10 protein-coding genes are annotated in these 14,252 nt (G+C 42.9%); 2 read left to right on the top strand and 8 right to left on the bottom strand.

What is annotated here, in order from left to right; all coding sequences use genetic code 11:
• The first annotated feature begins 199 nt into the window (after nucleotides 1–199).
• Nucleotides 200–1,033, top strand: a complete 834-nt coding sequence (locus DWX61_RS13415; protein WP_118625769.1) for a MurR/RpiR family transcriptional regulator — start codon at nucleotides 200–202, stop codon at nucleotides 1,031–1,033.
• 22 nt (nucleotides 1,034–1,055) lie between these two features.
• Nucleotides 1,056–2,003, top strand: a complete 948-nt coding sequence (locus DWX61_RS13410) for a serine hydrolase domain-containing protein (RefSeq protein ID WP_118515996.1) — start codon at nucleotides 1,056–1,058, stop codon at nucleotides 2,001–2,003.
• A gap of 155 nt (nucleotides 2,004–2,158) precedes the next feature.
• On the opposite strand, the gene DWX61_RS13405 is transcribed toward DWX61_RS13410, so the two are convergent.
• The 8 genes from DWX61_RS13405 to DWX61_RS13370 form a co-directional block, all read right to left on the bottom strand.
• Nucleotides 2,159–3,217, bottom strand: coding sequence for a sulfate/molybdate ABC transporter ATP-binding protein (locus tag DWX61_RS13405; protein ID WP_118625765.1), 1,059 nt, complete (start codon nucleotides 3,215–3,217; stop codon nucleotides 2,159–2,161).
• Nucleotides 3,207–4,043, bottom strand: coding sequence for a sulfate ABC transporter permease subunit CysW (gene cysW / locus DWX61_RS13400; protein ID WP_118625763.1), 837 nt, complete (start codon nucleotides 4,041–4,043; stop codon nucleotides 3,207–3,209). The genes DWX61_RS13405 and cysW overlap by 11 nt, the downstream gene beginning before the upstream one ends.
• Nucleotides 4,043–4,882, bottom strand: coding sequence for a sulfate ABC transporter permease subunit CysT (cysT, locus tag DWX61_RS13395; protein ID WP_118625761.1), 840 nt, complete (start codon nucleotides 4,880–4,882; stop codon nucleotides 4,043–4,045). Before cysT ends, cysW begins: the two co-directional genes overlap by 1 nt.
• A gap of 128 nt (nucleotides 4,883–5,010) precedes the next feature.
• Nucleotides 5,011–6,036 (bottom strand): sulfate ABC transporter substrate-binding protein, encoded by a 1,026-nt coding sequence (locus DWX61_RS13390; protein ID WP_243101221.1) that lies wholly within the window; start codon nucleotides 6,034–6,036, stop codon nucleotides 5,011–5,013.
• 258 nt (nucleotides 6,037–6,294) lie between these two features.
• Nucleotides 6,295–7,371, bottom strand: a complete 1,077-nt coding sequence (locus DWX61_RS13385; RefSeq protein ID WP_118625759.1) for a LacI family DNA-binding transcriptional regulator — start codon at nucleotides 7,369–7,371, stop codon at nucleotides 6,295–6,297.
• Nucleotides 7,372–7,703: 332 nt separating this feature from the next.
• Entirely contained in the window at nucleotides 7,704–11,249 is a 3,546-nt protein-coding gene (locus tag DWX61_RS13380) for a leucine-rich repeat protein (RefSeq protein ID WP_118625757.1), read from the bottom strand.
• 252 nt (nucleotides 11,250–11,501) lie between these two features.
• A complete protein-coding gene (locus tag DWX61_RS13375; RefSeq protein WP_182434005.1) occupies nucleotides 11,502–12,800 on the bottom strand; it encodes a leucine-rich repeat protein in 1,299 nt (432 codons plus the stop codon).
• 95 nt (nucleotides 12,801–12,895) lie between these two features.
• Entirely contained in the window at nucleotides 12,896–14,218 is a 1,323-nt protein-coding gene (locus tag DWX61_RS13370; protein WP_118368789.1) for an alpha-L-fucosidase, read from the bottom strand.
• Nucleotides 14,219–14,252: the final 34 nt, after the last annotated feature.

Below are 14,252 nucleotides of genomic sequence, written 5' to 3'. Positions count from 1 at the left end.
CATGCGAATTATTTAATGCTATATTATCATTTAAAATTCAGAATTTCTATTGACAATATCATTAAAAATCCGCCTTTTTAATTGTGCATTATTTACATTTTATTTTGTTTTAGAAGAATTTTTTGCTCCATTATATTGTAATTAAACTTCGCACCTGTTATAATTCATTATACAAACTACACAAAACAGGAGGTTTTTCATGAAAGTAGAACAGTTGATCCGTGAAAAAATATCTTCTCTTTCTGCCGGTCAGAAGAAAGTTGCCGAATATATATTACAACACCTTGATTCTTTCAGTTATTCCACCCTTGCGAAACTCAGCAAGGAAATTTCCGTAAGCGAAACCACTATCATACGCCTTGCTTATTCTCTGGGTTTTGAAAGTTTTTCTGAAATGCAGAGAACTGTACAGAATGACATCCTTTCCATTCCCACAACTACATCAGATGACACACTGGATAACGGAAATTTCTATCAGACCATCATTGCAAAAGAGCTCCATTCCATGGAAAACTGGGCTTCCCACCTGAATCGGGAAGATATGGATCAGATCGTTACTCATCTGACCAATGCGAAAAAACGTCTGATTGTCGGTGCCCGTTCCTCTTACAGTGCAGCACTCTGGATGGGAACTCTGCTGAATCAGCTTCTTGGAAATACCAAGGTGGTTCACGAATTTTACGATTCCAATTTCGAATATCTCACAGAAGCATCCGAGGATACAGTTGTTCTTCTGATCTCTTTTGCCCGCTATACCAAATGGTCTCTGAAATATGCACAGGTTGCCAAAAGCCATGGTGCAAAGATACTCGCCGTCACAGACAGCATTTCATCACCGGCATGGGCGCTGGCAGACCACGCTATCATTACAGAGATCAATCTCAATGAAATGGGATTTAACTCCTTCTCATGCCTCTATTGTCTGTTTGACAGTATTGTTGCAAAAATCCGAAAAACCAGGTGCAAATCCATCAGTACACGACTTCATGACCTGGAAGAACTTTATTCAGACTTTGATCTTTTTTACGAATAATAATTTCAGGGGGGGGATTATCATGCATGAAATTTTAGATATTTTCTTGGAAAAATCGAAACAGCATCATTCCAATATTATCTATGCCCAGATATACAAAAATGACGTTTTAAAAGAAGAATTCAGACTTTTTCCGGTAAAAACCCGATTAAATATATGGTCTGTCAGCAAGCCCTTTGTTGCAATGGCTGCAGGTATCGCAGAACGTGAAGGACTGATCACACTTGATGAATATATTTATCCTTGGTTTGAAAAATATTTTCCGTCAAATCCTTCCGAAAATCTTTACAAAATAAAGATCCGTGATCTTCTTACCATGTCATCCGGTCAGAACGATCCTCTCTTTTTCTGCGATGGACCGGAACGATACAGAGAAAAGGACTGGGTAAGATATTTCTTTCAGAATGATTCTTTTCCCTATACACCCGGTACTCATTTTGTGTACAGCAATTTCTGTTCCTATATTTTGTCTGTTCTTCTGGAAGAGAAATCCGGAACGGGTCTGCTGAATTATCTGCGATATCGTTTCTTTGAACCGGTTGGTATTCCGAATCCTGACTGGACCCTTTGCCCTCAAGGACATTGCATGGCAGCTAACGGACTGTATCTAACAATTGATGAACTGGCTCGTTTTGGACATCTGCTTCTGCATGAGGGTTCCCTGAACGGAAAACAGATCGTCCCAAAAAAATTCGTTATTGATGCCTGTCAGAAACACATTGATTCTTACAATCCACTGACGGAACATCCAGATTACCAGAGCTATGGTTATGGATATTTCATATATATGGGACCTATGGAAGATACTCTGATCCTGTCCGGCAATTACGGCCAATACTGCATCATTGACAAAAAACATCAGATGGTATCCTGTGTCATGTCCCTGGATGGCAATGACCACAAAAAAATCCGTGATGACTTGGTAGATTCTCTTGCAGAATATTACGGTGTGAAAATTTCACATATATAAAAAAATGCCGCTCCCGCGGCCATGTCATATGATATTCGCAATCCGCTTCGCTACTTGCTCATAAAAAAATGCCGCTCCCGCGGCCGCATCATATGATATTCGCAATCCGCTAACGCTACTTGCTCATAAAAAAATGCCGCTCCCGCGGCATTTTTTTATATCACAAGCCAATCCTCAACCATAGCTGTATTATGTAGCAGCACTGCCTCATTTCCCTTCGTTACAAAAATCCTCTGCACAAACACATCCACAACTTCACCTTCCAGGACAGGTTCTTCGTCAAGGCTTCTTCTGGCGCTGAGTATGGTGTTTCCTACACGGACTTTCAATTCCAGGCTGCTGCCGCGGAATGATACTCGTTCTACGACGCCCTCTGTTGCGGAGCTTTTATATTTCTGTTCCTCGTTCTTCTTTGTCACTTTTACAAACTCCGGACGGACGATGGCTTTTTCGCCTCCCGGAACTTCCTCGAAATGATTGAACACCTGGTAATCATCGATCACGGAAGTCTGCCCAAAAAATCCCGCCGTAAACGCAGTATCCGGATTCTGGTAAACCTCCAGTGGAGTTCCCTTCTGTTCAATGCGACCACGATTGGTGATGATGATCTCATCTGCCACCTCAATAGCCTCATCCTGATCATGGGTAACAAAAATGCTGGTGATCCCCAGCTTCTCGATCATATCCTTCAGCCAGCTTCGAAGCTCCGTACGGATCTTCGCATCAATAGCCGCAAAAGGCTCATCCAAAAGAAGCAGCTGTGGATTGGGAGCCAGCGCCCGGGCAAAAGCAACTCGCTGTCTCTGACCGCCGGACAGCTGACTTGGATATCTTTTTTCCAGACCTTTCAGCCCGATCAGCTCTACCAGTTCCATAACTCTCTGTCTGATATACTTCTTATCCGCCTTCTGTACCTTCAGGCCAAATGCAATATTATCATACACCGTCATATACCGGAAAAGAGCGTAATTCTGGAAAACAAATCCAATGCCTCGCTCGCTGGCAGGCTCATCATTGACCACTCTTCCATCGATTATGATCTCTCCGCTGTCCGGCTGCTCCAGACCGGCGATCATACGGAGAATCGTAGTCTTTCCGCTTCCACTGGGACCCAGAAGACCGATCAGCTTTCCCTTTTCGATACCAAAGCTTACATTATCAGATGCCTTGTAATCCCCATATGTTTTATTGATATTTTTTAACTCAACGTACATCGCCTTTTTCCCCCTTTCCCTTATGCTCCAGAACATTTCTTGCGATCAGAAGGATCACCGCCAGAATCACCAGGATCGAAGAAACCGCAAATGCCGGAACATACTGGAATTCGTTATAAAGAATTTCCACATGAAGCGGAAGTGTATTTGTTTTTCCACGGAGATGTCCGGACAGTACAGACACGGCTCCAAACTCTCCCATAGCTCTGGCTGTACACAGCACAACGCCATAGAGGAATGCCCACTTGATATGCGGAAATGTCACTCTGGTAAAAATCGTCCAGCCTTTTGCTCCCATCAGTGCTGCCGCCTCTTCCTCATCGGACCCTATGGATTCCAGAACCGGTATGATCTCTCTGGACACAAATGGAAACGTGACAAAAATCGTTGCCAGGATAATTCCCGGAACTGCAAATACAATCTGGATTCCTGCACTTTCAAGAACAGAATAAAGAAGACTCTGCTTTCCAAAAACCAGGATATAGATAAGACCTGCGATAACCGGTGATACTGTAACCGGAACATCGATCAAAGTGGTAAGAAGCTTTTTTCCCCGAAAATGAAATCTGGTCATTGCCCATGCCGCACACAGACCAAAGATCGTGTTGCATACAACAGCCGCAGCCGTCGCCCCAATGGTCAGCTTCAGCGCTTTCAGCGTGTACTCATCTGTCAACGCCTGCACGTAGCACTGCCAGCCCTTGCTCAGCGCCTGGGTTACAACGACCACCAGAGGCAGTACCAGTATCACAAAAAGAAAGATCACGGAAATCCCGATAAGGATCCATTTCACCGGCCCGGAAGCCTGCTTCTTTTTTTCATCCATTATGCATCCCTCCCTCTGATACGTTTCGTATTTCTTGCCTGCACCAGATTCACACCAAACAGGATCAGGAATGATACTGCCAGTGTAACCAGTGCGATAGCTGTTGCGCTTTCATAGTCAAACTCCTGAAGCTTTGACATGATGATCAGCGGCGTGATCTCTGTATAATAAGGCTTGTTTCCTGCGATAAAAACAACGCTTCCGTATTCTCCCAGGCAGCGTCCGAAGGCAAGTCCCGCCCCGGAAAGCATTGCCGGCAGAAGCTCCGGAAGAATAACTCTGCGAAAAACGGTGAATGGCTTTGCACCCATGACACGGGCCGCCTCCTCATAAGAACCGTCCAGCTTCTCCAGAACCGGCTGAATAGCCCTGACTACAAAAGGGATTCCCACAAAGATCAATGCCACCGTGATACCGATCCTGGTATACGCGATCTTAATGCCGAACTTTGCAAAAAAGCTTCCCACCAGACCTTTATCGGAAGTCAGTGAGGTCAGCGAGATACCGGCAACCGCTGTGGGCAGCGCAAAAGGCAGCTCGATCATTCCATCCATGATCCTTTTTCCCGGAAAATCATATCTTACCAGCACCCACGCAAGGACCAGTCCCATAATGGCATTGACCACTGTGGCAGCAAATGCGGTAATAAAGCTTACATAGAATCCCGACAGGACCCTCGGCCGTGTGATCACCTCAATAAATTCCCGAAAACCCAGCCGCGCCGAGTATACTGCCAAAGACGCAAGAGGGATCAGAACTACGATACTCAGCATCGCCAAAGTTACTCCCATTGTCAGTCCAAAGCCCGGTATCACACGTTTACTCTGTTGTTTCTTCATTTCTGTCTCCCCTCTTTTCTAAGTCTCTGATCTGCTGCAAATCTCTGACTCTTCTGCAAATCTCTGATCTGTTACAAAACCTCAGACTCTTCTACAAATCTCTGAGCTGCTGCAAATCTCTGACTCTTCTACTCTTCATAGATCTCATCAAACACTCCGCCGTCTGCGAAATGCTTTTTCTGAACTGCATCCCAGCCGCCGAAATCTTTGATCGTGGTCAGCTTCACTTTCAGGTTAAAAGTATCTGCATGCTTTTTCAGGATCGTCTGATCAACCGGTCTGTAGTAATTCTCAGCGATCAGCTCCTGAGCTTCATCGGAATACAGATATTTCAGATATGCTTTCGCAGCTTCTGCATTATCATGCTTTTTCACATTTTCATCTACAACAGCAACGGATGGCTGTGCCAGGATACTGATGCCCGGCGTTACGATCTCGTAATCATCCGGATTATCCCTTACAGAAAGAAACGCTTCATTTTCCCAGGCGATCAGCACATCACCCTGCCCGTTTTCCACGAAAGAGGTTGTGGCCCCTCTTGCTCCGGAATCCAGAACCAGGACATTTTTGTAAAGCTTCTTGATAAAGGCTTTCATCTCTGTCTCATTGCCGTTATATTTCTCATTGGCATAAGCCCATGCTGCCATGTAATTCCAGCGGGCGCCACCGGATGTTTTCGGATTGGGAGTGATCACCCCCACACCATCCTTTGTCAGATCATCCCAGTCTTGGATATTCTTCGGATTTCCCTTCCGAACAAGAAATACAATGGTGGAAGTATAAGGAGCACTGTCATCCGGATATTCATCAATCCATCCCTTGTCGATCAGACCGGCATTCCGGATCGCATCGATATCATATTCCAGCGCAAGTGTCGCCACATCTGCAGGAAGTCCATTGGAAATCTCTAGAGCCTGCTTTCCGGAACCGCCATGAGACTGGATCACATCCACACTCTGACCTGTTTTCTCTTTCCAATATTTTGAAAAAATCTTATTATATGCTTCATAAAATTCTCTGGTCGGATCATAGGATACATTGATGATCTCCACGTGATTTTTATCCTTTGTATTGTTTCCCGATACTGCAAAAGTTCCTGCCAGTACCACTGCTGCCAGTGTGATGCAGACACCTGCGATGCGTTTTCTTTTCATGATCTGTGTACTCCTTTACAACCACATTTTTATTTAGAAATCTTTTTCCCAACAATGTAAATGCTTCATTTCACTGTCAAATCATACCTGTTCTTTCCGTTTACTGTGGTTCTGTAATTTTTTTATTTGAATTGAATACATTAAACCATATTATTCCCATTAATTAAATATGAATATTTGAAAACGTTTTCACAGAAAATATTCTGGCCATAGCGCAACCGCATCCTGTCTGTCATTATATCTGCGTATCCGCAATCCTCATATACAATAATCGCTCCACATACTGTCCTCCACACTGCTGCAGCTGTTCCGTATCATCAGTCTGCCTTCCAGCTCCATTCGCACAATACCGGAATGCCCGCCCTTCAGCCGGTCCAGCAGCAGGTATAATGCAAATTTTCCCATATCTTTCTTAGGCAGGCTCATCGTTGTCAGCATCGGCCTGGTAAACTGTGCCTCCTGGATATCATCACTGGATATGATCGAAGGCATATAATACCGGTTCCGAAATTTATTCAGGCACTTCAGCATTCCGATCGCCGAAATATCATTGGCACAGTAAATTCCGGTCGGCATGTCGTCCGACTGAAAAAACTTTTCCATAGCTTCATAACCCTCGGCCTCAGTCTGCTTTGTTTCGATAACATATTCAGGTATCACATCCAGATCATGCTTTTTCAGTGTTTCCAGATATCCGTTATACCGGTCTTCGCTGTGGCACTGGCCAACATATCCGATATTTTTGTGACCCAGGGAGATCAGATATTCCACCGCCGCTGCTGCGATCTTTTTCCCATCACAAAGGACCTCATCCACTTCATAATTGGTAGAATTCCGGTTCACCGATACCACACTCTTATACTTCTTATTCAGCTTCTTCAAAGCCTCTTTATTACATCTGCCGATAATGATCAGACCATCCCTTTTCTCGTCCACCTCGTCATACATTCCGTCGATCAACCGGTCCAGATTCTCTCTTCGGCACTTCCGGTCATCGGAAAACACAGACATATACCATACTTTGGAAAGAATGCAGTTTTTATCATGGATCTCACTTTCGATCACCCGAAGCAGCTCTGCAAAAAACGGATCGGTCGTGGAAGAATCGGTTCTTGTCATCAGGATATTGATGTACCAGGTTTTCTCCTGCTTTGCGGAAACGCCTTTTTTCAGATTCCGGGCCGCCTCGTTGGGCACATAATTCATCTCGATAGCTGTTTTCCATATCTTATCCCTGAGTCCGGAAACAGAACATTTATAATTGGGATTATTCAAAACTCTGGAAACCGTCGCCGGTGAAACCCCTGCCTTTTCTGCGATCTTCTTGATGGACATGTACCCGTCCCCTCCCTCTGAAAAAAAATTTGCCCGCTGCCAGTCCTGTAAGCTGCTCAACGTCATCTGTGTAACTCAGCATCATCAGTGTAACAGAACTTTTTATCATTCCTTATTTCATAGTAATTAAATATGCTTTATATGATAATGAGAGTTTTGAAAAAAGTCAATCTTATTTTGTGAAAACGTGTTCTTTTTTTGCCTGCAATATATAAAAACAGACTGAGAACCTGATATATATTCTTATCAAGTTCCAGTCTGTTTTGCGTGCTCAAACATATAAGATGTAACTATGAGTAAATAACAAATGCTGATTACTAATATCCTTTGAATTATTTAACCGTTACCTTACAGGTCAGTTTTTTGGAACCACTCTGAACGGTAATGGTTGCAGTTCCTTTTTTGATGCCTTTTACAACACCTTTGGATGTGACCGTTGCGATCTTTCTGTTAGATGATCTGTAAGTGACCTTCTCATCGGTATTTCTTGGTGTTGCAACGGCTTTGATGGTGAAGGTTTTTCCTCTGTTCACGGTCTTTGTTTTTGGTACACCGGTGAGTTTTGTTGTTTTGACTTTTGGCATTACCTTGATGGTAACAACTGATTTTTTGCTTCCGGCTTTTACTGTGATCTTGGCAGTGCCTACCTGTTTTCCTGTGACAACACCTTTGGAATTTACAGTTGCGATGTTCTTGTTGGAAGTGCTGTATGTAACCTTATCCTGACTTGTGATCGGGTCAAGAACTGGTTTCAGAGTTACTGTTTTTCCTTTGTAGATGCGGGTGGATTTCAGGTTGGTGATGTAGCGGGTAGATACCTTGCCTTTCTGAACGGTTATCATTACAGCAACTGATACTCCACTTTTTAAATTAATATCCACATACGTTTTTCCGGATTTGTTTTTTGCAGTAAGTTTGAATGTACCATTTTTGCTGACATTGGACACTGTTACAAGATTCTTATTTCTTGCTGTTACACTCTTTACATAATCTCCTTTTGTAAAACCGGAAGCACGGACTGCAGTTGTGGACTGGCCATATTTCAGGGTAATCTGATCTACATTAACATGGACCGTATAAGTCAGAATTTCTCCAAATTCTATCTGTCCGCACCGCTTACAAGTTCTCTCATTCTGATAAGCCTCTGATGCATCTATCGGGTAGCTTTTTCCAATCTGGTATCCATGAGCACCTGTTGCAATCTCCCGCAATTTCCATTCTGACCATTCATGCCCCAGTATAGGAGTAATCAACTCATCATTCGGATCAAAAATCTCCTTTTTTGCCTCTTTGTCCAGAAAACACTTTCCGCATTTCATGCACTGATAGTATTCACGTCTGCCTGAGTTCCAGCAATTGGCAGCTAATCCCGGAACTAATTCCAGTTCATGGCCTGTTGCAGGATATACTACAGATTCTAATTCATTACCATCGTATGGATCATCATAATTTTTTCCACAAGATTCACAGTGCCAGTACTCCCTGTTTCCATCTTCGGTACAGGTTGCTTCTTTCCAGTCAACCCAGGTAAATTTATGTTCAAGCTTCTCGATTTTGGTCTCACCGGAAACTACAGTTCCTGCCTCATTACTGAAATCTTTTCCACATACATTACAATGCCAGTATTCGATATTTCCCTCGTTTATACAGGTTGGCTCAACACTTGCATAATGTGTTAACGGATCTGCAACATTATGGAAGGCAAAGCTTTCTCCTGCTGCATAGGTTTCGGCTGTGGAACCTTTATGGCCTATGATCACAAGTGTACTGTTCTTCTCAGTATCTGAATTGTAGCCGATCGCACGTTTCTCGATTTTTACAGAATTTCCTGGAATGTAAACACTTCTGAGCGCCTGGCAGCCTTTAAATGCATCGGTGTCAATCTTGGTTACATTTTCTGGGATGGTGATGTCTTTAAGTTTACTGCAGTCTACAAATGTACCATATACAACACTTGTCAGTCCTTTTGATAAATGAATTGCTTCGAGACCATAACAGATTGAAAATGCATATTCCCCAATTTCTGTTACACTATCTGGAAGTTCTAGACTCTTAATGCTACGACACCAGGTAAATGCATGCTCTCCAATTGTTTTCAGATTCTTCGGGAATTTTATGCTTTCAAGATTGTCATCATCATCAAATGTACCGTCTTTGATTTCGGTGATACTGTCCGGAAGTTCAACTGTTTTTAAATTGTCATTACTTGCAAATGCATATTTTCCTATATCTGTTACGGATCCCGGAACTATCATCGTACTGTATTGACCACTTGAAAATGCACTGTCTCCGATTGTTTTCAGACCATTTGGTAATTTGAACTCTGTTACCCCAGTGTTCCTAAATGCGCCAGCTTCAATCGTTGTCATTCCAGCTGGCAGATTAATTTCCGTCAGTCTTCCACAGCCTGAAAAAGCCGCTTCTCCAATTTCTGTGACACCGTCTGGAATTACAATACTGTTCAATCTTCCGCACCCTGAAAACATAGAATTATTTATACGTTTAAGTCCGTATGGAAGTTTAACACTTCTCAAATCTGAACAACCGGAAAATACTCCTGTTCCTATATCTGTCAGATTATCCGGAATTTCAATAGCTGTTAGGCTACTGCAATTATAAAAAGTATTCGCTTCTATACTTTTCAGATTTTTGGAAAGTGTTACATTGCTGAGCTTCTCACAATTTCCAAATGCGTTCTCTCCTAAAGTTGTCAGGCTATCCGGCAAAACAATATTGCTTAAGCTGCTGCAGTTCTCAAACGCAGCCTTTCCAATTGATGTCACACTGTTGGGAATATTAATACTGCTCAGACTATTGCAATTATAGAACATACTTTCTTCAATAGTTGTAAGTCCCTCCGGTAATACAATATTATTCAGCTTTCCACATTGGCTAAATGCTCTCTGTTTTATTGATGTTACACTTTTAGGAATATTAATATTGCTCAGACTGCTGCAATACTGAAATGCACCTTCACCTATAGTCGTTACTCCATCCTTTAATACAACATCTTTCAGATTGCTGCATCCATAAAATGTCTCTCTTTCTATTGTTGACACACTCTTAGGAATATTAATACTGCTTAAACTATCGCAATTGCTGAATGCGCATTCTCCAATACTTGTCAGGTTTTCCGACAATATAATTGTACTTAAATTACTACAACCTGAAAATGTATAATTTCCCAAACTTGTTAAACTTTTTGGTAATGTAACACTGGTTAAATTCTTACAATCCTGAAATATACCATCCCATGACCCACAATTAAGAGAAGTAATTCCTTCTCCAATTTCTATGCTTTTAATCCTTTCATCATTTCTAAACTGCCAGGAAAATGCCACACCACTACCTTCAATCACAAGCCGTCCATCCCCATACAGCTTATAAGTAGCATTACTTCCACAGCTTCCACTGTCAACAACTTCCGAACTGTCGCCCGCACCAGCTATCACAGCTTCTCCATCTGAAAAACCATTTTCCACTTCTGCTTCCAGTTCTACATTCTCAGAGCTGTCTGCTTCTGTCTCTACATTCAGTTCCTCTGCACTGTCGTCAAACATCTCCAGATTACTGGTATCGTCAGCCTGCGCATTCTCATCGGATACTTCACTTTCAATTTCTTCCTCGCCTTCTGCGTCTGACGCTGCAGCGACAGTTTCCTCACTTTCATCCGCTCCTGCAGTTTCATTTTCCGCTGCATCTACTGCAATTTCCGCTGTTGTCTCTGTCGCTGTATCTCCGTTTTCTGTTCCTGCTACTTCTGTTTCATCTGCCTGAAATTCCTCAGCCGCATACACAGACACTGTCTCCACCGGAGCCGCCGCTGTTGTCAGGATCATAGCCGCAGACAGCAGCCATGCAATATTCTTTTTCTTCATAGATTTCCCCCATTTTCAAATTCACATTTATAATAAAATTATAAATTTCCCATCACATTTAATCAAGCTTTGTTTAGAATATTTTTGTCATATTTTGTCTGTTTACAGACATTTTTTAACATTTTTTCTACTATAAAAACCCGGCAGCTGCACATGTGAAAAATCTCCATGTTTCATCTGCCGGGCTTCTGTTTTTATTTTCTTTTGTATTCTTTCACTGTTATGGCGATTTTACGTACGCCTGCTTCATCGTTACTTCACCGTTACCTTACAGTTCAGTTTTTTCGCTCCGCTCTGCACGGTGATCACGGCCGTCCCTTTTCGGATTCCCTTTACAACACCTTTGGAATTTACCGTAGCGATCCTGCGATCCGAGGAACGGAAAAGAATCTTCTCGTCGCTGTAATACGGCACGGTCACTGCCTGGATCGTGTATGTTTTTCCACGAAGTATGGTTTTTGTTTTGGGCACGCCGGTCATCTTTGCGGTCCTTACTGCGGCAGTATTGTTCAAAAAACGGAACCCATTTTTCTTTGCATAAGTCTGAGCAGTAGAACTCTTTTTTCCGGCAATGACAAAAGTTTTATTTTTTCCACTATTGAAATTATAGCCGATCGCTTCTTTTTCTATCACTGTTTTACTGTTGAGGATCGTAATCTTTTTCATAGCCAGGCAATCATAAAAAGCATGGCTTCTGATCTTTTTCACACTGGCAGGTACTGTAATATTCCCCAGTTTTCGACAATTATTAAATGCACCGTTCCCGATCTCTGTAAGCTTCTTCGGCAACGACACCTTTCTGAGATCTGCACAAAAAGAAAACGCACCTTCACCAATAACCGTGACACTGTCCGGAAAACTTACTCCTGTCAAACCGCAATGCCGAAAGGCCGCTCTTTCTATCCTGGAAACACCCGGTCCAAGCGTAACCTTTTTCAGCTTCATATCCGCCTCAAATAACGATTCCGGTAATATTTTCACACTTCCCGGAATGCTGACAGATTCCAGACTGTTACAGTAACTGAAAGCATATTCATCAATTTTTGTTACAGTTTTCGGTACATCCAGACTCGTAAGCTTACTCTGGTAAAAAGCATATGCACCAATGCTTTTCAGTCCATCAGGAAGCTTGATCCTGGTGATCGCAGTATCTCCAAATGCTCTTACCCCAATACTCCGCAAAGTTCCCGGCAACGAAATCCTCTTCATATTTCTGCAGCCTGAAAAGGTTCTGTCACCGATTCCCGTGATCCCAGATGCAACGGTTACTGTTTTTATCATTGCTGATCTGTATGAAAAATTATCGGTAACCTTAACCTCCCCTTTTCCCTGTATCTGCAGGTTTCCATTGGAGTACAACCGGTAAACAGCTTTACTTCCGCAGGAGCCCTTCGCAACAAGCTTTGCAGTGCTCTGCACGCCTGCTGCCGATGCTTCCTGTGCATATTCAGCCGCATAACCGGTCTGTGCATGTACAGCCACAGAAGATACACAGGACCCTGTCAGGATCATTGCCGTTGATAACAGTATTGCGATTTTTTTCCCAAACATAAAAGCTCCCTCCCTGAGAATCGATCGGATATCCACGATCTTCTCCCATGCAGCAACAAAAGGACCAGCATACATCCGGTCCTCATGTTCATCATTTAGAATCTGTTGGTTAATCCAACCACATACATATCTTCTTTATATTCCGGGATTTTCACAAGAAGTCCCTCTGCAGTATCTTCAGTTTCTACCTTCACTGCCGGATCAAATGGTCTCAGCGCTCCGTGGTAGCCTTTGATCAGGAATTCATTTGCGCCTTCCTTAAGATGATCTGCAAACACATTCAGATTTCCGTCTTTCTGTGTATAATGAAGCTCGATTCCATTCTCAAGCAGCTCAGATTCACGGTCACTGCAGCGTGTTCCGTAAATACCGTCATGGTTTACCTTCAGCCATGCACCCAGGATCTTCAGTCTTCTTACCTGCTCCTCCGGGATAGTTCCGTCTGCCTTCGGTCCGATGTTCAGGAGAAGATTTCCGTTATTTGCCACTGTTCCGACAAGAAGTGAGATCAGATCCGGAACAGAGATCAGCTTGTCATCGCCTTCGTTGGCATTATAACCGAAGGATAAGCCCATTCCACGGCACATCTCCCATTTCTCATTTCTGTTTACAGAACCGGATTTATATTCCTTAGTAAGGAAATCGTGATAACGTCCGTTGAAACGGTCATTTACCACACCTTCCGGAACCTTATTGTAATAATGTGCTAAGAAATACGGCATCATCTCTTCACTCTGTGTCGGCCATCCGATATCATTCCAGAACACACTCGGTGCATAATCATCTACAAGCTCTTTCATCTGATTATAGGAATAATCTGCATATGCAAATGTCGGGCTGGCTGTTCCAAACAGATCATCATCCTCAAAAATAGGATCGTTTGCATACTGCCAGTCGATCAGTCCGGAATAATACAGGCCCATACGGATTCCTGCGTCACGGACAGCTTCTGTCAGCTCACCGGTGATATTTCTCTTCGGTCCCATTTCTACGGAATTGAAATGTGTATATTTACTTGGGAACAGGCAGAATCCGTCATGATGCTTGGTTGTCAGAACAACATACTCCGCACCTGCTTCTTTGAAGATCTCTGCCCACTGCTTTGGATCCCAGTTTTCAGCTTTCCACATAGGAATAAAATCTTCATATTTGAAATCTTTTCCGTATTTTTCTATATGATGCTTATATGTAGGGCCTTTTCCAATGTTCAGAGAATTGTAATACCATTCTGCATACGGATTATCCGCAAACCATTCCTTGGAATCAACCTCTCCCAGTTCCCATGTATGCGGTGCAAAAGCCGGCACGGAATAAATTCCCCAGTGGATAAAAATTCCAAATTTACAATCATCATACCATTTTGGAACTGTGTGTGCATTTACAGAGTTCCAGTTTCCTGTGAATCTTACATCTCCCATAATTTAAATACCTTATCCTTTCTGTCCTTTAAAA

This window comes from Ruminococcus sp. AF20-12LB (assembly GCF_003478985.1).
GTDB lineage: Bacteria > Bacillota > Clostridia > Lachnospirales > Lachnospiraceae > Blautia_A.
This window is presented reverse-complemented; position numbering and strand designations above follow the sequence as displayed.

Excerpts from the sequence above, each read along its gene's own strand:
- DWX61_RS13415 (WP_118625769.1), top strand. The coding sequence starts at position 200 with ATGAAAGTAGAACAGTTGATCCGTGAAAAAATATCTTCTCTTTCTGCC.
- DWX61_RS13410 (WP_118515996.1), top strand. The coding sequence starts at position 1,056 with ATGCATGAAATTTTAGATATTTTCTTGGAAAAATCGAAACAGCATCAT.
- DWX61_RS13405 (WP_118625765.1), bottom strand. The coding sequence starts at position 3,217 with ATGTACGTTGAGTTAAAAAATATCAATAAAACATATGGGGATTACAAG.
- cysW (WP_118625763.1), bottom strand. The coding sequence starts at position 4,043 with ATGGATGAAAAAAAGAAGCAGGCTTCCGGGCCGGTGAAATGGATCCTT.
- cysT (WP_118625761.1), bottom strand. The coding sequence starts at position 4,882 with ATGAAGAAACAACAGAGTAAACGTGTGATACCGGGCTTTGGACTGACA.
- DWX61_RS13390 (WP_243101221.1), bottom strand. The coding sequence starts at position 6,036 with ATGAAAAGAAAACGCATCGCAGGTGTCTGCATCACACTGGCAGCAGTG.
- DWX61_RS13385 (WP_118625759.1), bottom strand. The coding sequence starts at position 7,371 with ATGTCCATCAAGAAGATCGCAGAAAAGGCAGGGGTTTCACCGGCGACG.
- DWX61_RS13380 (WP_118625757.1), bottom strand. The coding sequence starts at position 11,249 with ATGAAGAAAAAGAATATTGCATGGCTGCTGTCTGCGGCTATGATCCTG.
- DWX61_RS13375 (WP_182434005.1), bottom strand. The coding sequence starts at position 12,800 with ATGTTTGGGAAAAAAATCGCAATACTGTTATCAACGGCAATGATCCTG.
- DWX61_RS13370 (WP_118368789.1), bottom strand. The coding sequence starts at position 14,218 with ATGGGAGATGTAAGATTCACAGGAAACTGGAACTCTGTAAATGCACAC.